General features: G+C 58.4%; 22 protein-coding genes. 9 read left to right on the plus strand and 13 right to left on the minus strand.

Translation table 11 applies throughout. From position 1 onward, the window contains the following. Nucleotides 1-196: 196 nt before the first annotated feature. The 9 genes from ACI3GR_RS19080 to ACI3GR_RS19120 all read right to left on the minus strand — a co-directional run bounded on the left by ACI3GR_RS19080 (nt 197) and on the right by ACI3GR_RS19120 (nt 8,602). Nucleotides 197-1,414: an N-acetyl sugar amidotransferase gene (locus tag ACI3GR_RS19080; protein WP_407496740.1), complete on the minus strand. Its 1,218-nt coding sequence runs from the start codon at nt 1,412-1,414 to the stop codon at nt 197-199. Further along, a complete protein-coding gene (gene hisH / locus ACI3GR_RS19085) occupies nt 1,407-2,060 on the minus strand; it encodes an imidazole glycerol phosphate synthase subunit HisH (protein WP_407496742.1) in 654 nt (217 codons plus the stop codon). The genes ACI3GR_RS19080 and hisH overlap by 8 nt, the downstream gene beginning before the upstream one ends. A gap of 5 nt (nt 2,061-2,065) precedes the next feature. After that, complete coding sequence (gene hisF / locus ACI3GR_RS19090) at nt 2,066-2,800, minus strand: imidazole glycerol phosphate synthase subunit HisF (protein WP_407496743.1); 735 nt, start codon at nt 2,798-2,800, stop codon at nt 2,066-2,068. A gap of 10 nt (nt 2,801-2,810) precedes the next feature. Beyond that, the gene (locus ACI3GR_RS19095; protein WP_407496745.1) at nt 2,811-3,515 is read right to left on the minus strand and encodes an acylneuraminate cytidylyltransferase family protein; all 705 of its coding nucleotides are present in this window, start codon (nt 3,513-3,515) and stop codon (nt 2,811-2,813) included. Continuing rightward, nucleotides 3,512-4,666, minus strand: coding sequence for a UDP-N-acetylglucosamine 2-epimerase (gene neuC / locus ACI3GR_RS19100; RefSeq protein ID WP_407496746.1), 1,155 nt, complete (start codon nt 4,664-4,666; stop codon nt 3,512-3,514). The genes ACI3GR_RS19095 and neuC overlap by 4 nt, the downstream gene beginning before the upstream one ends. Beyond that, nucleotides 4,667-5,695 (minus strand): N-acetylneuraminate synthase family protein, encoded by a 1,029-nt coding sequence (locus ACI3GR_RS19105; RefSeq protein WP_407496747.1) that lies wholly within the window; start codon nt 5,693-5,695, stop codon nt 4,667-4,669. It lies immediately after the preceding gene. Nucleotides 5,696-5,730: 35 nt separating this feature from the next. Next, nucleotides 5,731-6,993 (minus strand): UDP-N-acetyl-D-mannosamine dehydrogenase, encoded by a 1,263-nt coding sequence (wecC, locus tag ACI3GR_RS19110; RefSeq protein WP_407496748.1) that lies wholly within the window; start codon nt 6,991-6,993, stop codon nt 5,731-5,733. Next, nucleotides 6,993-8,132, minus strand: coding sequence for a non-hydrolyzing UDP-N-acetylglucosamine 2-epimerase (wecB, locus tag ACI3GR_RS19115; RefSeq protein WP_407496749.1), 1,140 nt, complete (start codon nt 8,130-8,132; stop codon nt 6,993-6,995). The genes wecC and wecB overlap by 1 nt, the downstream gene beginning before the upstream one ends. Before the next feature lie 110 nt (nt 8,133-8,242). Continuing rightward, nucleotides 8,243-8,602 carry a MarR family EPS-associated transcriptional regulator gene (locus tag ACI3GR_RS19120; RefSeq protein ID WP_407496751.1) on the minus strand — a complete coding sequence of 120 codons (360 nt, stop codon included), beginning with the start codon at nt 8,600-8,602 and terminating at the stop codon, nt 8,243-8,245. Between the two features lie 986 nt (nt 8,603-9,588). Between ACI3GR_RS19120 and nusG the strand changes: the two genes are divergently transcribed. Beyond that, the gene (gene nusG, locus ACI3GR_RS19125; protein WP_407496753.1) at nt 9,589-10,101 is read left to right on the plus strand and encodes a transcription termination/antitermination protein NusG; all 513 of its coding nucleotides are present in this window, start codon (nt 9,589-9,591) and stop codon (nt 10,099-10,101) included. 325 nt (nt 10,102-10,426) lie between these two features. On the opposite strand, the gene ACI3GR_RS19130 is transcribed toward nusG, so the two are convergent. Beyond that, nucleotides 10,427-11,029 (minus strand): LuxR C-terminal-related transcriptional regulator, encoded by a 603-nt coding sequence (locus ACI3GR_RS19130; RefSeq protein WP_407496782.1) that lies wholly within the window; start codon nt 11,027-11,029, stop codon nt 10,427-10,429. 100 nt (nt 11,030-11,129) lie between these two features. Here ACI3GR_RS19130 and ACI3GR_RS19135 point away from each other — a divergent pair, with 100 nt between their 5' ends. From ACI3GR_RS19135 to ACI3GR_RS19170, 8 genes are all read left to right on the plus strand, one after another. Then, the gene (locus ACI3GR_RS19135; protein ID WP_407496755.1) at nt 11,130-12,323 is read left to right on the plus strand and encodes a substrate-binding domain-containing protein; all 1,194 of its coding nucleotides are present in this window, start codon (nt 11,130-11,132) and stop codon (nt 12,321-12,323) included. Nucleotides 12,324-12,443: 120 nt separating this feature from the next. Continuing rightward, on the plus strand, nt 12,444-13,211 hold the full coding sequence (locus tag ACI3GR_RS19140) for an ABC transporter ATP-binding protein (RefSeq protein ID WP_407496756.1): 768 nt from the start codon (nt 12,444-12,446) through the stop codon (nt 13,209-13,211). Beyond that, a complete protein-coding gene (locus ACI3GR_RS19145; RefSeq protein ID WP_407496758.1) occupies nt 13,208-13,912 on the plus strand; it encodes an ABC transporter ATP-binding protein in 705 nt (234 codons plus the stop codon). Before ACI3GR_RS19140 ends, ACI3GR_RS19145 begins: the two co-directional genes overlap by 4 nt. A gap of 10 nt (nt 13,913-13,922) precedes the next feature. Continuing rightward, nucleotides 13,923-14,915, plus strand: a complete 993-nt coding sequence (locus tag ACI3GR_RS19150; protein WP_407496759.1) for a branched-chain amino acid ABC transporter permease — start codon at nt 13,923-13,925, stop codon at nt 14,913-14,915. Between the two features lie 11 nt (nt 14,916-14,926). Then, on the plus strand, nt 14,927-16,000 hold the full coding sequence (locus ACI3GR_RS19155) for a branched-chain amino acid ABC transporter permease (RefSeq protein ID WP_407496761.1): 1,074 nt from the start codon (nt 14,927-14,929) through the stop codon (nt 15,998-16,000). Then, entirely contained in the window at nt 15,997-16,842 is an 846-nt protein-coding gene (locus ACI3GR_RS19160; RefSeq protein ID WP_407496762.1) for an alpha/beta fold hydrolase, read from the plus strand. The genes ACI3GR_RS19155 and ACI3GR_RS19160 overlap by 4 nt, the downstream gene beginning before the upstream one ends. Before the next feature lie 98 nt (nt 16,843-16,940). Then, nucleotides 16,941-17,780 carry a hypothetical protein gene (locus ACI3GR_RS19165; protein WP_407496764.1) on the plus strand — a complete coding sequence of 280 codons (840 nt, stop codon included), beginning with the start codon at nt 16,941-16,943 and terminating at the stop codon, nt 17,778-17,780. 22 nt (nt 17,781-17,802) lie between these two features. Further along, a complete protein-coding gene (locus tag ACI3GR_RS19170; RefSeq protein WP_407496765.1) occupies nt 17,803-19,569 on the plus strand; it encodes a hypothetical protein in 1,767 nt (588 codons plus the stop codon). A 15-nt stretch (nt 19,570-19,584) separates the two neighbouring features. Here ACI3GR_RS19170 and ACI3GR_RS19175 read toward each other — a convergent pair whose 3' ends face one another. The 3 genes from ACI3GR_RS19175 to ACI3GR_RS19185 are packed head-to-tail and all read right to left on the minus strand — an operon-like array spanning nt 19,585 to nt 22,237. Then, entirely contained in the window at nt 19,585-20,508 is a 924-nt protein-coding gene (locus tag ACI3GR_RS19175) for a fumarylacetoacetate hydrolase family protein (protein ID WP_407496766.1), read from the minus strand. Beyond that, entirely contained in the window at nt 20,505-21,248 is a 744-nt protein-coding gene (locus ACI3GR_RS19180; protein WP_407496767.1) for a glutathione S-transferase family protein, read from the minus strand. Before ACI3GR_RS19180 ends, ACI3GR_RS19175 begins: the two co-directional genes overlap by 4 nt. Next, the gene (locus ACI3GR_RS19185; protein ID WP_407496769.1) at nt 21,248-22,237 is read right to left on the minus strand and encodes an MBL fold metallo-hydrolase; all 990 of its coding nucleotides are present in this window, start codon (nt 22,235-22,237) and stop codon (nt 21,248-21,250) included. Before ACI3GR_RS19185 ends, ACI3GR_RS19180 begins: the two co-directional genes overlap by 1 nt. Nucleotides 22,238-22,249 lie beyond the last annotated feature (12 nt).

Consider the following 22,249-nt stretch of genomic DNA (forward strand, 5'->3'; position numbering starts at 1 on the left):
ACTATATCTACGCATAATCGGTCTCCGACCAAGTGCAACAGAATCTGGGTCGCCAGAACCAGCGACATAAAGGCAAAGAACCTTAGTCAGTAGATATCCGCTACAATCTACTCGTTCTTGGAGGGTCGCTGCAGATGACTAACCAAGTTCATATCCTAACGCTCAGTAACCGTGACCGTAGGGAGCACAATGCCCCTCATTTGACGATGTGACGCAACGCCCAGCCTTTATCGGTGCGCTTCCAAAGATGCGGCGAACGGAAATGGTCGACCGTTTCCCAGAACTCGGCATCGGACATTCCGATATAGTCAAGGAAATCTGCGTAATAGCGCTGCGGGAACTCTTGGTCGTATTTGTGGACAAGATGTACGGCCTCCTCCCGTGTAATTTTTTCGTTCCGGACTTCTTGAGCGGCGTCATAAGTCGCACGGCCGATCCCGAATTTGATCAGTGTTGTAAAATAATGGAACATGTCGATCTTGTCGTCGATGCTCGAGTACTTCGAATACGTGCCGGGTGTTCGCTCAGGATTGGCCTGGAAACCGGTGTTCTCGACGGCGTAGTAATAGCACTCTTGTGGATCCCACGGCAGATAGAAGCCCAGATAGTGTACCTCTACCCCCGCTTTCTCGAGGCTTTCGGCGGTCGGCGGTATGTAGGGTGCAAAGTCGTTAAGCGTGTAATCGTGGTCACGAATAATATCGGCAACCTTCTCACCGCCCAAACGCATTTGCATCGGATCCTGAGCCGAGAAGAATTTGGTATCCATCGTCGGCTTGAAGTTTTCATTAGGATCGTTGCCGTACTCGGCTTGATTCTCACCGTACATCACCAATTGCACGCCATATTTCTGGGCCATCGCCGGCCCGATGATACGTTGACCAACAATGAATGGTTGGAAGGGGTGCAGGAGGTTCTTGAAGGCCAGACGCGTAAGTAGCCTATGCAAACGACCGTTGGGTGTGAACAGGATGTTGTCATGGCCACCTTCATGCATCCAGTTGGTGAAGTTCTGCCAGCCAATATCTGTGTAAAGGTGCGGGGCCCAGGTCACTGTCAACGGGTTCATACCATATCGATACTTTAGGATGTGCGATGTGTAGGCACTATCCTTGCCTCCGCTTCCGGGAACGATCATGTCATAACTGCCGTCATTGCGCCGGAACTTGTCCAAAGTAGCGACAAGCTGATCTTCTCGTTTTTTCCAGTCGATGCGATGCGCTTTTTCTTGGTGGTAATGGCAGGCGTCGCAGATGCCATCCGCAGCGAACCCTATGGTTTTCTTCTTCTCTTCCTTCTCGTGCTTGAATTCGACCGTAGAGCTAGGTCGTTGGTTGGAGATCACACAGCTCTGGCAAAAACGAACCTCGTTTGGAAGGCCGTAATAGGCTTCGAGGGCTTCCGTTTTAGACATGGATCATGTCTCCTTTCATTACGAAGTTTTTCAACATTTTGAGGCCTTCCGGCCCACTTTTCTCGGGGTGGAATTGGGTTCCGATAACATTGCCGACAGCAAGAACTGCGGCAAACTCGTTGCCATCAATTTCGGCCACCGCGACCACGTCGGTTGACGCCGCAGGCACCGCATATGAATGGATGAAATAGAAGTGGGAGTCTGGGTCGACGCCTTGGAACAGCCATCCCGCAGCGTCGCTTTTGCGCTCTAATTTTTTCCACGCCACGTGTGGTAAGCGGAGCGTGCGCGCGGGATCGGCAGATTGTATCAAAGAGACGACGCCTTGCGCAAGTCCCAGCCCGCGGGTCTCGCCGAATTCAAGGCTGCTTTGAGCCAGCATCTGCATACCAAGGCATATGCCCAACAAAGGCATGCCGTCGCTCACGGCGGTCTTCAGAACTGTATCAAGCGCTCGCGATTTGAGTTCGGCCATACCATGCGCAAAGGCGCCGACGCCGGGCAGAATGAGACGATCACATCCGAGAAGTTCAGCGGGGTCCGAACTCAGAACCGGGCGTCCGCCTACCGCCTCTACGGCACTGCAAACGCTGCGCACATTCCCGACCCCGTAATTGATGACACCGGTCAAATTGCTCTTTGTCATATTGTTCACGCCTGACATAAATTCACAGCGGCACGCAGGTCATCGACGCTGCTGCGCTGGTAGTGAAGAACGGCAGCAAAAGCAACGGCAGACGGTTGCGTCGCAGCCAAGAGATCTTGCAGATGCTGAGGTTTTCCGTAACCTCCCGACACGATGACCGGTCGTGTGACCGCATCATTTACCTGTCGTATGAGTTCTACGTCAAAACCGCGGCTGGTGCCTTCCTTGTCAACAGAGGTCAACAGGATCTCGCCGCATCCCGCGCTTTGCAGTGTGCGGGCCCATTCCACCACGTCGAGATCCGTCGGTTCACGACCGTTGTCAATGTACGATTTCCAACCTGTATCGCGTCTCTTTGCTTCGATTGAGCCGACAAGGCATTGCGACCCAAATTTGTGGGCGACCTGCTCAATCAGCTTAATGTTCTGCACGGCGCCGGTGTTGATCACGATCTTGTCGGCCCCGGCTGCCAGCGCATTGGACACATCGTCAATGCTGCGCATGCCGCCACCGACTGCGATCGGCACGAAAACGTCACGGCAAGCTGCTTCGATGATGTGAAACAGGTTGTTGCGGTCATAGAGGCTTGCCACCGCATCCATGAACACGATCTCATCGATTCCTTGTTCGTAATACTGGCGAGCCAAGGCGTTGGGGTCCCCGACCTTGCGCAGCCCCTCCAGATGGATACCCTTGATTACGTGCTCATTCTTGATGTCGAGCCTGGCAATAAGTCTCATCTTCGCGTCATCATCCCTCGATTATGGAGTTTTGCATCTGCAGCATTCGCTGCACACGACGCAAATCATCTAGATTATCGATATCAGCCGAACGATCAGCCGGCATGTCGATTGCTCCGATCCGTTCCGAAGGAAAACCGTTCGCTTCAAGAAAGCGGTTAACTTCGAAAACATATACGGCGCCATTCGGGCCGAAGACAGGAGGCAATTGTTGGCGATTATAGAAGCAAAACGCCTGTTCTCTAAGAGCCGTAAATGTGTTGTTTTCTAGTGTCCCGTATTTCAGTACGCCTCGATCACGCTCGACGACGCTGAGCACCATATCATGGCCGCCTTCTTGAAACACTGTCATGGCTCTTTGGATGTCCTGATCAGAGCGCAAGGGCGAGGTGGCCTGCAATAGGACAATCGTACCACCCTGCAACGAGCGCTCAACGATTAGGTGATGGATTACGGAGGCCATGGGCGTGTCGTCAGCGGCCAGATGCAATGGACGCCGGCACAAGATGCAACCCTCCGGCAAATCGGCCTCGTGGATTTCTGCGATATCTGTGCTGAGCAGGACACGCCCAACAGTTCGAAGCCCCTGCTGGACAGCATGCAGGTACAGCGGAACGCCGTCGAGCAGCATTAGGTTCTTGCCGGGCAATCCCTTTGAACCGGCACGAACCGGCACGACAGCAATTTCGTCCCCAGTAGTGCGTTGGGCCGTCATTCCACGAAATACTTTTGCAACGGACGATCCCAAAAATCGGAGCGGTTCAGCAGTTCCACGAAACTATTTGCCGAGTCACCGCTACCAAAGCTCTGGCTGCTGGGAAACCGCCGCCCCCAAAATTCAGATAGAAAACGATCGATGGTGGTTCGGTCGTGTGCGTCGCTACGAAGCAGCGAAGCTGCGCTTCCTCGGTTCGACTGCCGCGTTCCAACATCTAACGACGGAACGCCGAGGAATGGTGCTTCTCTGACACCCATGCTGGAATTGCCGATAATCGCGTGAGAATTGCGCATAAGTTCAGAGAAATAGGCAAAGCGCATGGACGGAAGGACCCTGAACCGATCTTTCGGCAGCTCTCGGATGACCGAGAGGATCAATTCCGATCCTGGGTCATTGTTGGGCAGTATGACGACGTAATAGTGTCCGGAATCGATCAGTGCCGAGAATAGTGCCTTGGCCTGCTCGCCCATCGCAGATGCTTCGGAGGTAACCGGATGGAAAACGCAGATTCCGTAGTCGATTGGGGCAATGTTGTAGCGCTTCCGCACCTCTTCCAATGTTACGCCGGACGGGCGACCGTGGATATCGAGTTCCGGTGAACCGATGACATAGATGGTCTCCGGCGGTTCTCCCAATCGTTCCACGCGGCCTTTTGCTTCTTCTGAACTGACGAGGTGTACCGAAGACAGCTTGGAATTGCAGTGCCGGAACTGCTCGTCGATTGTTCCAGAAACTTCGCCTCCCTCGACATGGGCACAGCGAACATAATTCGTCGCGCAAACTAGTGAACATGCAAGCGATTCAACGCGGTCTCCATGAATGATCACCAGATCCGGTTGATGTTCCTGCAGGTAGTCGGAAAACCCCGTAACAGTCTTGGCTAGAATGATGTCCTGAGGGTCGCCATCGCGCTGGTTGATGAACTCGACGACGTTAAAACGCTTTTGTCGATGCACTTCTTCCTTGGTCAGCCCATACTTCTCAAGCATGTGCATGCCAGTGACAAAGAAGGTCACCCGGTGGCCAGCCTCGAGTGCTGCCAGTGCGAGCGGTTCAAGCTTGCCATAGTCTGCCCGTGTGCCTGTCACGAAAAGCAGGTCGCGCCCAGCCGCGACATTCAACTCGAATTTTTGAGATGTCTTATTCATTCAATCAAGATCTGACCAGCGAAGCTGCGTGTTGCGTTTCATATCGCGGATCAACCGGCGACCGATCAGGGAATCGAATTTGTCAGCGGGTATCTCGCCGCTTCCCGGACGGCGTGCCCAGATGTCGCTTTCTGCGATAATGTCACCTGCTTTCAAGTCGCGGTCGGCCACGACGGATCCGCGAGCAAAGCGATACACATCTTCTTCGGGGGCGCTGCGCCCCTTGGAGTTGTTCGCGGCGATGTGGATCTCGCGCGAGCGATCAACGAGATATTGCAGTTCGGCGGGATCCATCGAGCAGGAAATGTCCGGCCCGGCGCGATACCGCGTATCGGTAAAGTGACGCTCAATAATGCAGGCACCTAGTGCGACTGAAGCGAGGGCCATATCCGGTCCGATTGAATGATCTGAGAAACCGACAACCGCATCCGGGAATGCCTGCCGCAACTCGGTCACACCGCGGAGCGATACGATCTCGGGTGGGGAAGGATACAGGTTGGTGCATTCGAGCAGCGCAAATGGAACTTTGGCGTCGCGAAGAATCTGCACCGAGCGTGACATTGAGTCGATCGTCTGCATCCCGGTTGACATGATGACCGGCTTTCCAAATTTCGCAATGTGCCTGATCAACGGTAGGTTATCGGCTTCACCGGACCCAATCTTAAAAGCCGGAACGTCGATTTCAGCGAGGAAATCCGCGGCTTTCCTAGAGAACGGGGTTGAAATATAGATCACTCCTAGGTTCTCAGTGTGTTTTTTGAGCGCGAGCTCGTCTTCGGGGGACAAAGCGCAACTTTCCATCACCTCCCAGATCGACACATCAGCGTTGGGAGGGAATATCGACTTAGCTTCCTCGGTCATTTCATCTTCGACGAAATGGGTCTGGTGCTTGACGCACTCGGCGCCAGCCTTTGCCGCGAGCGTTACCATCGACTTAGCGACTTCAAGGCTACCCCCATGATTTATACCAATCTCGGCGATCACGAGCGGCGGATGGTCAAGGCCAATCTTGCGGTCATTAATTTGCATATTTTGCTCCCTAACAAGCTCTGTTTTCCTGCCAATCACCACACGCCACGGCAATCCACCTTTCGGCCGGCAGGTGCCGCAGTATTCTTGAAAACGGTATGATCCACTAGAAGCACGTTGATGTCGGCCTCGGAGGCTTCGGCATAAGCGACCAAGCGTGCGTCTTTCATATCGCGCGGAAGGCTATCGATGAAAGGTTCGACGATCATCAACGGCCCCACATGCGTGGCCGAAAGGAGATGTGCGATTTCCATTGCAGGACTTTCCCGCAAATCGTCGATGTCCGGTTTGAATGCCAAGCCGTAAATGGCGAGGCTCACTTCGGCAGCGGTCTTCGAGGGGTTAGCCGAGAGATAGCAGCCGATCGCGGCCTGCACTTTTTTGAGCACCCATTCTGGCTTTTTATCGTTCACTTCGCGCGCGGTACGGATCAGATGCGCCTGCTCAGGAGCGGACGAAACAATGAACCACGGGTCTACGGCGATGCAATGGCCTCCAACGCCGGGACCCGGCTGCAGGATATTTACCCGCGGGTGGCGGTTGGCCAGGCGAATGAGCTCCCAGACATCCATGCCCAGTTCGTCGCAAATCAGCGAAAGCTCGTTGGCGAAGGCGATGTTGATATCGCGGTAGCTGTTCTCCGTGAGTTTCGCCATCTCCGCAACGCGAGGTCCTGAGGCGACCACGCGCTCGCCGGTGACAAAGGCGCTGTAGAGGCTGGCTGCCGCTGCCGAGCAGGCTGGCGTCATGCCACCGATCACGCGGTCGTTGGTGATAAGTTCCTGCATTACCTTGCCAGGCAAAACCCGTTCGGGACAGTGCGCTATTCGGATGTCCGAATCCTCTCCGGCAGTTTGGGGAAAGCTAAGTTCTGGGCGGACCTCGGCGAGCCAGCCGGCCATCGCCTCGGTGGCGCCAACTGGCGATGTGCTTTCGAGGATCACGAGATTGCCGGCCTCCAGTACCGGCGCGATGGCACGCGCCGCCGCCTCGATGAAGCTCAGGTCAGGCTCGTGGTTTTCCCCCTTAAACGGGGTCGGAACCGCGATAAGGAAGGCCTCGGCGGGTTCAGGTACCGTGGTGGCACGCAAAAAGCCCTCTTTCACTACCGCGCGTACCACCAAATCGAGATCAGGTTCCACAATGTGAACATCGCCGCGATTGATCGTGTCGACAGCTTTCTGGTTTACATCGACGCCCACGACTTCGATTTTGCGCGAAGCGAACATGGCGGCGGTTGGTAGGCCGATATATCCTAGCCCGATGACGGAAATGCGTTGGAAAGGGAGCTCAGGCATTAGTGCTGATCCTGCTTGATCATAAGAAATGACAAAACGGCATCGCGGATCCTCTGAGAGGCCAATCCGTCGCCGTAGGGGTTGTGAGCGCGTGACATTGCGTCATACGCGGCTTGATCGTCGAGGAGCTTACTCGTTTCTCTTACGATCAGATCGGTATCAGTGCCTACAAGTTTCACCGTACCGGCATCCACCGCCTCGGGACGTTCCGTGGTGTCACGCATCACCAGCACAGGTTTGCCTAGCGACGGGGCTTCTTCCTGCACTCCTCCCGAGTCGGTGAGGATGATGTCAGCGCGACGCATCAAATGCACGAAAGGCAGATAATCCTGCGGGGCAACGAGTTTCACACGCTCAAGCTCACCGAGGCTTATCTCGACAGGGCCCTTAACATTCGGGTTCAGGTGCACTGGATAAATGATCTGGATGTCGTCCCGCTTTGCTAAGGTGGCGAGCGCAGAACAAATGCGCTCGAAGCCGCCTCCAAAGCTTTCGCGACGATGCCCGGTGACCAGGATCAGGCGCTTTGTCGGGTCGATGCCGAATTCAGTGTCGAAGGCTGCGGTTTGCTGTGGATCATTCTCGAGCCTCTCAACTACCTTGAGTAATGCGTCGATGACGGTATTTCCAGTGATCGAAATCCGATCGGAAGGTACTGCTTCGGATTTCAGGTTAAAAGCTGCCTTTTCCGTCGGTGCTAAATGCAGACAAGCGATAGTTCCGGACACCTTCCGGTTAATTTCTTCTGGCCAAGGCGAATAGATGTTGCCGGTCCGGAGCCCCGCTTCGACATGAGCCACCGGAATTTGCTGATAATAGGCCGCAAGCGATCCGGAAAGCGTGGTCGTGGTATCGCCGTGCACAAGAAGCAAGTCAGGAGCGTATTCCTCGAGCACCAGCTTGAGCCCGGCGAGCACCGCGGCGGTGATCTCAGTAAGGCCCTGGCCAGGTTTCATAACGTTCAAATCGTAGTCGGGTTCGATCCCAAACAGACGTAGAACCTGGTCCAGCATTTCGCGGTGCTGAGCTGTGACCGCCACGCGTACATCGAAGCCTGGGGTTGCCTTCAAAATTTCATAAACAGGAGCCATCTTAATAGCTTCTGGGCGAGTCCCGAAGACGAGCAATACTTTTTTCATTGAATCCGCAAAGCTTTCTATTTAACGGCGCCGACAGCAAAAAATCTTGACCGAGCTGTATTTCCTCAAATCACGTCAGAGTTAGGCTAATAAACGGGCTGCTATTGCGTTCAAGACAACTTCTGTGAAGCGTTGGCATCTATCTCGACTTGAAGAGCCTTGATCTCTTCCTTGAGCGCCTCGTACTCCTCCATTTTCCGAACCAAAAACGCTCGCGTCAGGGCTGCCTTCTGCGCGATACCTTTCGGAGTCAAAACGTAGGCATATCGGCGTTTGTCTTCTGCGGCGGAGAAATTACCCAGCTTCACTAGCCCTTTGTCGATCAGGGCGTTCAGCATGTAGTGGATACCGCCAACACTTACGCCGACTGCGCCTGCTAGCTCACGCTGAGACATCTCAGGGTTTTCCTGCAAAAGGCGGAGCACGCGAAAATGCGTATCTTCCTGAAGCTTCGTGCGCCTGCTTGTCATTTTGAGATTTTCTCAGGCTACCGCACAAGGACTGCCCGAAGGGCACCTTGTTGGTTGCGGAGGTAATGGTGAGAATAAATTCCACATCGCTCAGTTCTGAACGTTATCAAATGCTGCCCACGCAAACAAGGGGAAGAGCTGATTTAGAGTGTTTTTGTGACTTCGGACAGCAACCCAGCCACCAACCCGCGAGTACGTGCTCAGGGAAAGAGCAACTCAATTGATTTTAGGACAAAGGCAAGCTTCAGGCGCGCCACCAAATGGTTGCCTGAATATATGACAAACTCGTAACTGAACGATCTCGTCAGCACAAGGCTGGTTCATGGCTGTCGTTGTTCGTCGGAACCGAGCTGGGCGTGTGGCAAATTTGACGCCCTTGACGATGGTTGAGACGAGCGAGCCGCGACTTTCGAAGTGCTCGGTGCAATGGGTGAAGTTGATCCTGGCACGCTTAACGATGTATTCTAGAGAGACTCTCTCATCAGCGTCTTGGAAATGTCCACAGCAACTGAAGTTATAGATTGAAATCACATTGAAATCAGCCGCACCCGATTCCATATTTGCAATCATCTGCGACAGGGCGGCGACCCCGCCGCTAGAAAGGCCGCTCTTGCCGTCATCTGCTTAGGTCGTGATGGTCTCAATCCCGCGCTTTACATTATTTTATGAAACTTGTCGGACTGGTTATACATCGAATACTTTCTGTGAGCTGTCGACATGCGCACATGTTGCGCCGCCAGAAACTCGATAATTTCGCTGCTCCTGTCCAAACCAGACCCTGATCCGTGATCACGTTGGTCAGACGTTTGTATCGGGGGTAGAACGTATTAAGCTGATAGCTCTAGATTATCACTTTAATTCAATGCGCTGAGCGATAAGCATGTCATCAAATTCATAAATTTGTCACCTCGCACCTGGAAATCCAAACTTGCATCTGTTCGAATTCGAGCGATATTTGGGCGCTGAGACGTTGATGAGGTTTAGAGATGACATTCCATGATCAAGGCACGAGCTGGTTTCTGGCGCAGCTGAAGCCGAACTGCGCCAACATCGCGGAGAAGAATCTCAAGCGCCAGGGCTTCCAGACCTTCTTGCCTATGGAGGAGGAAACGCGCCCGCAGAACGGCAAATTTGTCACCTCCATGAGGCCACTCTTCCCAGGCTACATCTTCGTGGCCTTCGACGCAGCCCGCGGGTTCTGGCGCACGGTCAACTCGACCTATGGTATTACGCGGCTGGTAAGCTTCGGCAAGAAGCCGACTGCGGTCCATCTAGATTTAGTATCTCAGCTGATGCTGCGCTGTGATGCGAAAGGCAAGTTACTCCCGCCAAAGCTCTTGGAGCCAGGCGATCAGGTGACGCTCACCAAAGGTCCGTTTGCTAATTTCGTAGCGGAGGTGGAGAAGATCGCACCCGACCGGCGCGTTTGGGTGCTAATGGAGATCATGGGCGCGCAAACCAAAGTTGCAGTTAGGGCGGACCAAGTGCTAGCGGTTTGAACGAAATCGCCAGGGAGCCCATTCAGTTTTTAGCGGTTTATAAGTTATTGATGCAGCCTCTGAACTATAGACACCGTCGGTTTGGAGCACGCCCGGCAGTCCGCGCAACCATGCACGCGATCTTTCTGGACGCGTGATGAAGGTTAAAAATGCTGTCTTCTTGCTTGATAACGATGTCTCGCTGCCGAAGAGGTCTAGAAAAAAGGATACCATTTTGAACGCTCTTGTCGTGGCGCGCCGCAATGATGCTGTCGTCGACCTGAGAACCTCAGGTCTGATTGACGTGAAACCAACAATAGGGGCTTCTAACGCATGCCACCCAACCCTACCCCCCACTCCTTGACACCACATGATCGCTCCCGATCCCGCCCAGCGACTGGAACAGCCCGCTCGAGTTACTCACCCCGAACTTCTTAAGCAGTTTCGCCCGGTACACCTCAACCGTCCGATACGACAGCTCCAGCTTCACGGCGATCTCCTTGCTCGTTAGACCATCTGACAGATACGAGATGATCTCCCGCTCCCGCCGCGACAACGGCACATAAGGCCGCGTCTCGGACAGGTCCGCGAAACTCCACACAGCGCGCATCAGTGGCTCATCGGGCGTGAAGGAATGCCCCCGGACGCGGCACCAGAACAAAGTTCCGCTCTTCTTCGCCATGATCCGTTCGTCCCAATAGGTGTTCGTCTCGCGCAGCTGCTTCACCCCGCGGTCGCGGATGTTCACGAACTCTTCGTCGCTTGGGTAAAGCATTGCGAAGACTTGGTTTCTCAGCTCGTCCACCGAGTATCCGAACATCTCTGCAAAGGCTGCGTTACAGTCCCGGATCACGCGGTTTTCGGTGATCACCAGACCCACGGGCGCAAAGGCATAAGCCAGTTCGGCGAAGTCGCCGGTGCGGTAGGCGTCGTCTATACGTATTTCCACAATATTGCCTCGTGCGGCCTCTGGTGTGATCCTCGGGCCAAGGTAGGGCGGCCCGGCATCAACTTGCAACGGGGGCTGTCTGCCACAATGGGAGGATACCATGAATTTATTTAAGCGCATCGTCGCAACAGCGGCGCTTGGCCTTGCGGCAACCGCCGTTCAGGCACAGGACCCGATCAAAATTGCCCTGATCCACGGGCTCAGCGGTTCCAGTTTTGAGGCCTTCTCGAAACAGGCCCAGACCGGGTTCGAGATGGGGATCGAATACGGCACTGATGGCACCAACGAAATCAACGGTCGCCCGATCGAGATCATCGTGAAAGACACGCAGTTCAAACCCGACGTCGCCCGCGCCGTTCTGGCCGAAGCCTACGGCGATGACGAAGTGCTTCTGGCCGTCGGCGCGACCTCTTCCGGTGTGACGGTGGGCATGCTGCCGATCGCCGAGGAATACGAGAAGATCCTGATCGTCGAACCCGCCGTGGCCGACAGCCTCACCGGCCCGGACAGCAACCGCTATGTCTTCAAGACCTCGCGCAACTCGTCCATGGACATGCAGGCGCAGGCCCTGGCGTTGCAGCCTGACGAAAACCTCGTGGTGGCGACGCTGGCCGAAGATTACGCCTTTGGCCGCGACGGCATCACCGCCTTCAAATCCGCGCTCGACGGCACGGGAGCCGAGGTCGTGACCGAAGAATATGTCCCCCAGGGCACCACCGATTTCACCGCCGTGGCGGAACGGATGTTCAACGCGCTGAAGGATAAAGAAGGCCGCAAGGTCATCCTGATCTACATCGCGGGTGGCGGCGACGCGCCCGGCAAAATTCAGGCGATGGACCCCAGCCGGTACGGCATCGAGATCTCGATGGGCGGTCACATCCTACCGGTCCTGCCGACCTACAAGCGGTTCCCCGGCATGGAAGGCGCGGTCTACTACTACTATGAAGCGTTCGAAAATGATGTGAACAAGTGGCTGGTAGACGAACACATGGCGCGTTTTGACGGCCCGCCTGACTTCTTCACCGCCGGTGGCATGTCCGCAGCGCTCGCCGTGGTCAAAGCGCTGAAAGAAGCGCCCGACTATGAAACCGAGACGCTGATCGAGACGATGGAAGGTATGACCTGGGATACACCCAAAGGCTCGATGACCTTCCGTCCCGAAGATCATCAGGCTCTGCAGGACATGCTGCACTTCAAGATCAAAGTGGACGACAACGTCGACTGGGCGATCCCGGAAAAAGTCCGGATCATTCCCGCAGATGAGATGAACATCCCCGTCGGTCGCGAAAACTAAGTCCCGACCAAAGCGCGGCCTCGCCTCTCTCGCAGGCCGCGCCTCTTCATCTTTGCAGAAATACTCTGGGGTCCGGGGCAAAGCCCCGGTCCGCCAGTCCCAATCGGGCTGACGCAGACCATGCCAACACCATCCCTCATCACCAACGACCTGACGATCCGCTTCGGTGGCCACGTCGCGGTCAACAGCGTCTCCTGCGCCTTCCACCCCGGAGAGCTGACGGTCATCGTCGGCCCCAACGGCGCCGGGAAGACCACCTATTTCAACCTGATCTCGGGCCAGCTGACCGCCACGTCCGGCAGCGTCACCAAGGACGGCACCGACATCACGAACATGTCGCCCTCGGCCCGCGCGGGTCACGGGATCGGGCGGGCGTTTCAGCTGACGAACCTCTTTCCGCATCTGACCGTTCTGGAAAACATCCGTCTCGCCGTTCAGGCGCGCGCCGGGGCTGGGTGGACCATGTTCCGCCCCGTCGCCAGTTTCCGCGGCCTGACCCAGAAGGCCGAACATTATCTTGAGGCTACGAAGCTCACCGCCGTCGCTCACCAACCCGCCGCGAACCTGCCGCATGGCGACCAGCGCAAGCTTGAAGTCGCGCTGCTGATGGCGATGGAGCCGGATATTTACATGTTCGACGAACCCACGGCCGGCATGAGCCTTGATCACGCCCCCGCCGTTCTGGACCTGATCGCGGGCATCAAGGCCGACACCTCGAAAACCGTGCTGCTGGTCGAACATAAAATGGACGTGGTCCGCGCGCTGGCTGACCGGATCATCGTGCTGCACAACGGTGAATTGCTCGCCGACGGCGACCCGGCCGAGGTGATGAGCAGCCAGATCGTGCGCGACGTTTACCTCGGCACCGCGACGGAGCAAACCGCATGACCCTGCTCTCCCTCCGCAACATGAAAACCGATATCGGCCAATACGCCGTGCTGCATGACGTCAGCTTTGACGTGCCCGAAGGCGGGGTTTTCGTCCTGCTGGGCCGCAACGGCGCGGGCAAGACGACGACGCTACGCTCCATCATGGGGCTGTGGCAGCCGTCGCCCGGATCCGTTCAGTTTCAGGGCGAAGACATCACCGCCCTGCACACCGCCGACATCGCCCGCAAGGGTATCGCCTATGTGCCGGAAAACATGGGGATCTTCGGCACTCTGACGGTGGATGAAAACCTCATCCTCGCCACCACCTCGGGCAAGTTCGACAAGGCCCGGCTGGCCCGGATCCATGAGTTGTTCCCCGCCCTCGAACGCTTCCGCGACAAACAAGCGTGGAGCCTGTCGGGTGGCCAAAAACAGATGCTGTCAGTCGCCCGCGCGATCATCGAACCCCGCGCCCTGATCCTGATTGACGAACCGACCAAGGGTCTTGCCCCGTCGATCGTCGATGCCATGGCCGAGGCATTCCGAGAGATCGCCCAGACCACGACTATCCTGCTGGTCGAACAGAATTTCAACTTTGCCCGGTCCCTTGGCCGCGACATGGCCGTCATCGACGATGGCCGCGTGGCGCACACCGGATCCATGGCCGATTTCGCCGCCGACACAGCGCTGCAGGACCGCCTGCTCAGCCTGTCGGTCTAAGGAGGGGACGATGAACGCACTCACACAAACATTGACACGGGCAGGGGGGGTGAACCTGTTGCCCATCGCCGTCGCCCTCGTCGCCTTCGTCCTGATCGGCGCGCCGTCGTCGTGGTTAACGCTGACGGTCGCCGGGCTAGCCATGGGGATGATGCTGTTCCTGATGGCCTCGGGCCTTAGCCTCGTTTTCGGCCTGATGGATGTTCTGAACTTCGGCCACTCCGCCTTTGTCAGCTTTGGCGCTTTCGTCTCGGCCACCGTGCTGGCGGGCCTTGGCGCATGGCTCACCGCGGACAGCTGGGTGCTGAACTCTCTGGCGCTTGCGGCGTCCTATCTTGCCGCGATCTGCTTTGGCCTGATCGCCGGGTGGTTTTTTGAGACTGTGATCATCAAGCCCGTCTACCGCGACCACCTGCGCCAGATCCTGATCACCATCGGCGCAATGATCGTCGCCGAACAGACCATCCTTGCCTTCTGGGGCGGCACACCGTTTTCCGTGGCGCGCCCGCAGTTCCTGGAAGGGTCGTGGATCATCGGTGACGTCTCGATCGAGATTTACCGCGCCTTCGCCTTCGCCCTTGGCGCGGCAGTGTTCGTCATGCTGATCTTCGTCCTCAACCGCACCCGCATCGGGTTGCTGATCCGCGCGGGCGTCGAAGACCGGGAGATGGTCGAGGCCTTGGGCTTCCGCGTCGACCGTCTGTTCATCGGCGTCTTCATGCTGGGCTCTGCCCTCGCTGCTTTGGGCGGCGCGATGTGGGCGGGGTATGAAACGCTCATCACCCCGCACATGGGGGCAGAACTGATGATCGTGGTCTTCATCGTGGTCATTATCGGCGGTTTAGGATCGATCGAGGGCACCTTGCTGGGCGCGATCCTTGTCGGTCTGATGTCCAATTACATCGGCTTTCTGGCCCCCAAACTGGCGCTGGCATCGAACATGATCCTGATGGTGGCAATCCTTCTGTGGCGGCCAAACGGCCTGCGCCCGGCGGTGAAATGATGGAGGCCGCAATGCAAAACCAAACCTCCACCGGGACCTACGCCGTCAAAGGCGTCGTCGCCCTGATCGCCGCGCTGCTGCTCTTCGCGCCCTTCCTGTTCCAAGATGTCCGGTCGCTGGAAGTCGCCGCGCGCATCTGCATCTTTATCGTGCTGGTCGCCAGTTTCGACCTGCTGATTGGCTACACCGGCATCGTCAGTTTCGCGCACACGATGTTCTTTGGCTTCGGCGCCTACGGGGCCGCGATCCTGTTAAAACAGATGGGGCCGGGTTGGGCGCCCGTCATCCTTGGCGGCGTCGCGGGCGTGGTCGTGTCGCTGGTCTTCGCGGTGGCCATCGGGTTGCTGTCACTGCGGGTCAAGGCGATCTTTTTCGCGATGATCACGCTCGCCGCGGCTTCGGTCGTGCTGGTCCTTGCCTCGCAACTCTCCCAGCTGACGGGCGGCGAAGACGGCATCACCTACCGCGCGCCCGACCTCTTCAAACCCGCGACCAAGCTGCTCGTGGATGAAGAGGGCAAGGTCGTCCGCTGGTTCGGCGTCCGCCTGAACGGCAAGCTTGCGGCCTATTACTTCGTCTTTGTCACCTCGCTGATCCTGTTCCTCGCCATGCTGCGGTTCGTCGGGTCACCTTTCGGCACGGTCCTCAAAGCCATCCGCGAAAACGAGGCGAGGGCCGAGGCCATCGGCTACCGCGTCGTCGCCTACCGGACGGCCGTCTTCTGCCTGTCCGCCACCGTCGCGTCGCTGGCCGGAACGATCTACGCGGTCTGGCTGAAATACACCGGGCCCGACACGTCGCTTAGCTTTGCGATTATGATCGACATCCTGCTGATGGTCGTCATCGGCGGCATGGGCACCATGTGGGGCGCGGTAATCGGTGCGGTCCTGATGATCCTCGCGCAATATTACCTGCGCGACCTTATGGCCGTCGCGTCCGAGGCGACCGCCAACATCCCCATCCTGCCCGAACTGCTGGCCCCCGACCGCTGGCTGTTCTGGCTGGGGATCATCTTTATCCTGCTCGTCTACTTCTTTCCCAAAGGCATCGCAGGCACCGCGATGCAATGGGGGGCCAAATCGTGACGCCCCGGTTCTCCTTTGTCCCGGTGATGGACCACGAAATCCACGTCACCGAATGGGGCGACCCCACGGGCAAGCCGCTGGTCATGTGGCACGGGCTGGCCCGCACCGGGCGCGATTTCGACGAACTCGCCCACGCCCTGTCGGACGAATATTTCGTCATCTGCCCCGACACCATCGGGCGGGGCCTGTCGAGCTGGTCCAAGAACCCCGAGGCCGAATATTCCGTCGAATACTACGCCGGAATCGCCACCGACCTGATGGACCACTACGGGTTTGACCGCACCGCATGGCTCGGCACGTCGCTTGGCGGGCTGATCGGCATGCGCCTTGCCTCCGGCCCCCAAGCCGACCGGATCAGCGCGTTGATCATCAACGACATCGGGCCCGAAATCCCCGACGACGCCATCCAGCGCATCATCACCTACGTCAGCGACCCACCGGTTTTCGCCCATGTGTCCGAGGCCGAGACATGGCTGCGCGCCGTCTATCGCCCCTTCGGCCCCGCGCCCGACACCTATTGGAACCGCATGGCCCGGACATCGGTCCGCCGGTTGGAAGATGGGGGCCTGACGCTACACTACGACCCAAAGATTACGATCCAGTTCACAGCCTCCCGAGACGAGTTAACCACCTGGGATCGCTACGCCCGCATCAAAGCGCCGTGCCACCTGATCCGGGGCAAAGACTCCGACGTCCTGCCCGCCGAGGTCGCAGAGCTGATGCAACAACGCGGCCCGAAACCGGGATACGCGGAGTTCGATTGTGGCCACGCGCCGAGCATGGTGAATGATGCGGATGTGGAGACGGTGCGCGGAATCCTAAGCACACTCACCCAGACCTGAGGGATTTAGACAACATAATTCCGGTTGCGCGCCAAAAAATTAACGTTTGCACCAACTTATACTCTAGGCAAACGCCGCGATCTGGGTAACGTGTCAAAATGTTTAACCAGATTGCTTCCCGCGCCCCGCTCCTCGCCGGTGTCAGCGTCCTCGCCCTGTGCATGCCTTCGGTGGCTTTGGCGCAGTCGACGCTGCCGGCTGTCAATAACATCAATGGTAAGCTGAGCTTCGGCTACCTTGGCACCAACGGCAACAAAGCGCCCAAGGGTGGCTACATCAATGCCGCGCTCAGCGTTCCGATCTCGCATAGCTTTGGCGCGCAGATCGACCTGAGCGCAGACAATGCCAGCGGCGGCAACGGTGCTGTGACCGGATCCCGCGGTGTCGGTCTGCACCTCTTCTATCGCGACCCCGACAAATACCTGCTGGGGGTTTACGCCCACCGCATCGTCGTGAAAGGGCCGCTTGGCACATCCTACAACGACCGCATCGGGCTTGAAGGCGAAGTGTACTCCGGCAACTGGACCTTCGCGGGCTTTGCGGGCGCGGACCGCGTGACCGCACCGGGGACCAAGCAGACCTTCGCCGCGCTGTCTCTGGACGTGGATTACTACTTCACCGAGAACACCATGATGACCGGAAGCGTCGAGCGTGCCTTTGACAAAACAGGCGTCACGCTTGGGGTGCAGCACCTTTACGCGGGCGCGGGCTTTCCGCTGGCCGTCAACGCATCTGTCGGCGCGTTCGAAGGTGATGTGACCGCCTCGATCGGCGTGACGATGTTCTTCGGCAACGAAGGCAAGACGCTGAAACAGATCAACCGGACGAACGACCCGCGGATCCGGACGGGGGCCTCGGCGCCTCGGAACGGGTATTTCCAGGCGCTGAAAGCCGGGAAGTTGGACCAACCGTTCCAACCTAATCCGAAGTTCGGCTAATCCCTGATACCCACTGCCCCCGATGTCCCGAGGGTTCTCAATAGCATGGTTCGACCTCGCTCAGGATCCGGCGCAATTGTCGCCGGATCGTCAGGCGGCGGTCGATGCCGTGCGGGCGCAGGGGGTGGAGGTCATCCACTTTAACCAATGGGCGGATACGCCCTCTGGCTACGACCTGCTGATCCTTGGACAGACCGTGCCTGTCGATCTGCTGGACCCCCGGCAAAAGGTGCTTGGCCTTCGCACCTTGAACCGCAAAACCCGGCTGGACGCGCTGGCCCGGGCCGGGTTGCCAGTCCAGCCCTACGGCGCACCGACCGACATGGCGGCACTGGACCTGCTACGACAGTCATGGGGCGGCGGGCCGGTGATCGCGAAACTCGACTGGTCGTTTCGGCGGGCGGGCATCGCGCTTTTGCCAGACGGTGCCCCCCTGCCCTTGGATTTTGATCCGACCAGCGACGTCATCATGCAGCCATTGCTGGGCGATCCGCGCACGCTCAAAATCGATGTCTGTGCTGATCAGGTCCTGGGCGCCACATGGCTCGACACCCGCGCGATCACGGCGCCGAACTGGCAGATCGTCGGGCCGCGCGGACAATGGACAACCGACGTGTCGGACCACATCGCCCAAATTGCGTCTGACGCGGGGCGCGCCCTGATGGCCTACGGCTGCGGGTACATCAGTCTGGACATCATGATCTCGGACGACAGCCCCCGGATTATCGAGGCGAACACAACCAGCGTCGGCAAAGCGCAATGGCGGGACGAACCGCACCCCTATGCGGAACGGCTGGCGCGCGGGCTGATGGCCTGCGTCGCCCAGATCGACGCCCTGCCAGATGTGGCGGCGCTGACCGATCTGGCCATGACCGGCGGCAACGCAAATGAAGCCGTCGCCCCCGGCCAGTCGATCGGCACCTTCACGACCCCGCCCGACCTGCCCGCCATCTTGGACAACATGATGCTTGCGGCGGATGAAACGCCCGCCGAGGACCAAGCCGAGATCGCGAATGAGATGGTGGCCGCGCTCATCGCCCACGCGCGGGACAAAGTACCCTTTTATCGGCAGGTATCCGGTGATCTTCCACCGGTAGATCAGACCCTAATTCAGGCGAAAACGCTGGATTTCACCGCCCGAGGGCACCCACCGGAACACGGCATCGTCCGCCACGCGCCTTCGCTCGACGGTATCACCCCCGCCGCCCTGACCACCCGTTTCGCCGCCGAGGTCAGCGCCGCCGTCCGCCGCCGCGCGCTGCGCTGGAATGCCGTGACGGGGGTCAAAGAACACCCCCTGATCGACACGGCCAGCGCTGGTCAGGGTGGCATCGGCTACGACAGCCCGGCCGAGGCAATCTGGCAAGCGCTTGGCGATGACCCTGTCACCCTTTGGACGAGACCGGAAACGGCGCTGCGTCTGGCCGACAGTCTCGCAGATGGTGCGGACCAGAGCGCCATCCCCCTCCGCGCCATCGTCCTAAGCGGCCCGCCCTTGGATCCAGCCGCCCGCGACCGCATAACCCAAGCTTTGAACATCCCCGTGGTAGAAACCCTCTACCACCCCGGCGCAGGCTGCTTCGCAATCCGCTGCCCTAAGCACGGCGGATACCACCTGCTGCCCGACGCCGTGACGGTCGATGCGCTATCGCCCCTGACGATCACCTCACCCTACAACTACGCGCAGCCCGTGATCCGTCAGCAGACCGAGCTGACCGCCGAACGGATCGGCGCGTACACATGCGACTGCCCGGTGAAACCTGCGCTGACGATCAATCTAAGGGACTAAGCCTCAGCCACTCCGTTACTGCCGCGGCCCAACCTTGTTGCGCAGCACCCCAATCCCTTCGATCTCCAACTCCACGACATCGCCCGGCTCTAGAAACCGGTTCATCTCCAGCCCACAGCCGCCGCCAACGGTGCCTGACCCAAAGAACTCCCCAGCCATCACGCGTTCATCGCGGCTCACGTGCTCCAAGATACGGCCGAACGAATGGTGCATGGTGGACGAATTGCCCCGGCTCCATTCCTCTCCGTTCACTCGCGCGACCATCTCCAACCCGGAGCCGTCGCCGATCTCGTCCTTCGTCACGATGCACGGGCCCATGGCGTTTGCGGTCGCCCAGTCCTTGCCCTTGGCCGGGCCCAAGCCGCCGCCCATTTCCAGCATCTGGTGATCACGGGCCGAGAAATCGTTGAAGATGAGAAAGCCAAATACGTGGTCCTGCCCGTCCTCTTTGCGGATATCCATACCGCCTTTGCCGGTGATCATGCCCAGCTCCAGCTCGTAATCCAGACGCGTCTCGCCCTTGGGCCAGATGATCTGATCGTCCATGCCGGAAACCGAGAAACGGTTGCCCTTGTAATAGACCGGCTGGTCGTACCAGACCTGAGCCAATTGGACGTCCTCAGGCTCTAGATCCCGTTGGTTAGGGTCGATTTTGGACATGGTGGACCGGCACTGGCGCAGGTGTTTTTCGAACGTCAGGCAATCACGCATCTGCACCGGAACGGGCAGCGGGGCCAGCAGGCGCACGGCCCCCAGATCGACCGAACTCGCCGACCCTTGGGCCTTCCGCGCCGCGTCCAACGCCTCATCCCCGCCTTCGATCAGCGCCAGCATCGACGCAAACGCCGGGTTCGCCGCGCCGTCCAGCACCGCGATCTTTTCGCCGTCCAGAATGCCGATGCTTTGTGCGCCGTTCTTCTCAAATGTGACCAGTTTCATGCGGGCTCTCCAATCTCATCGTAAATGTCGGTGACGCGCGTGCCGGGGTAATAGGTCGCGCGATAGGCGGGGCGGTTTTGCATCGCCTCCCACCAGCGTTTCATGTTGGGTTTGTCGTCCCAGATCCGCGCCAGCCCCAGATCGCGCATCCGGTCGATCGTCGGGACAACGCAGAAATCAGCCAAGGACAGCTCACCGCACAGCCATTCCTTATCGGCCAGCGCGTTATCCATCCGCGTGACCGTCTCGCTCAGCCGTTCATAGCTTTCCTGCAGGCGCGGGTCGGAAAACCCGTTGCGCCCCATTTCGCGATAAAACGTGCGGCGCAGGGTGCGGGCGTTGGTGTCTTTTTCCAGATCGTCGTCGGACAGCGCTTCGCGATGGCGGACAAACACCTGATTGAACGACGGAATACGAATGGCGACGGTCGGGACCTCTTCGATAAAGCGCAGCCATTTCCGCATCTTGGCGCGGGCCACCGGATCCCTGGGCGACAAGGGCACCTGCGGAAACACCTCGTCCAGATACTCCATGATGACCGAGCTATCGAGGATCGACACACCGTCATGCAGCAGCGACGGCACCACACCATCCGGGTTGATCGCCAGATATTCGGGCGTCAGATGCTCCTTCGCCCGAAAGTCGATCTTGGTGTCGGTGAACTCCAACCCCTTCTCATGCAGGGTCAGCCGAACCTTCTGCGAACAGGTCGAAATCGGGTTGTTCAGAAGCTCCAGCATCAATGCCCATGCCCGCAGGAGCATCCTCCGTCATGCGGACATGTCGCCCCGGCGGAATAGCGGATCATGTGACGCAACACGTCTTCTTGGGCTGGGTTCACCGCGCCGCCAGACAGATCGCGATAGATCGTGGCGACGTTGGCAACCACCCGTTCCCGGTCCAGCCAAGAATCGAAGTTGGCATAGCCCACCTCGAAGGCCGCTTCTTCCCAAGATAGCCCGGCCTCATAGGCCTTTTTCGTCTCGGCCTGAATATGGGTGAAAAAATCGCGCAGGCCCCTGACGCAGCTCTTATCGCTCACAGGTCCATGCCCCGGAACGATCACATCAACGTCCAGCCCAAGGATGTGATCACAGGCGGCAATCCAGTTGTCCACCGGCCCGGCCCACATGATGGGATGCCCGTTATGGAACACCAGATCGCCCGTGTAGCAAACCTTCGAATCCGGCACGTGCACGATGATGTCGCCCCGCGTATGCGCCGGGCCAAGTTCCGTCAGCTCTACCGTGCGGCCACCGACCGTCAGGGTCTTGTGTCCTTTGAACGTCTCGGTCGGCGGCACATGCTCGATATCCGAAAAATCGAACTTGCCCATGTAGTGGTTCAGGAATTCGCCAAAGATGCCGTAGGCCGCCGGATCCGCCGCGGCGGCTTTGAAGAACCCGGCGGGGCGTTCCTCCATCTCTTCCAGACACTCCTGCGACCCGATGATCCGCGCGCCGCCGACCAGATGGTTGCCAAAGGTATGGTCGCCGTTGTGGTGGGTGTTCACCAGAACGTCGATGGATTTGGCCGCAGGTTCAGCGCGGGCATAGGCGTCCAGCATGTCCTGCGTCAGCCGCCCGGTGAACAGCGTATCGACGACCAGCGTCTGCCCATCTTCGCCCACGATCAGGCCAGAGTTGCTCCACCCCCAGGACCCGTCGCCCTGCACCCAAGCGTAAAGCCCGTCGCCAAGGTTGGCCAATTCTCGGTTCACGTCCGTCATGAGATGTCCTTT

Origin of the sequence: Pseudooceanicola aestuariicola (genome assembly GCF_045763785.1) — a bacterium.
GTDB lineage: Bacteria > Pseudomonadota > Alphaproteobacteria > Rhodobacterales > Rhodobacteraceae > Pseudooceanicola.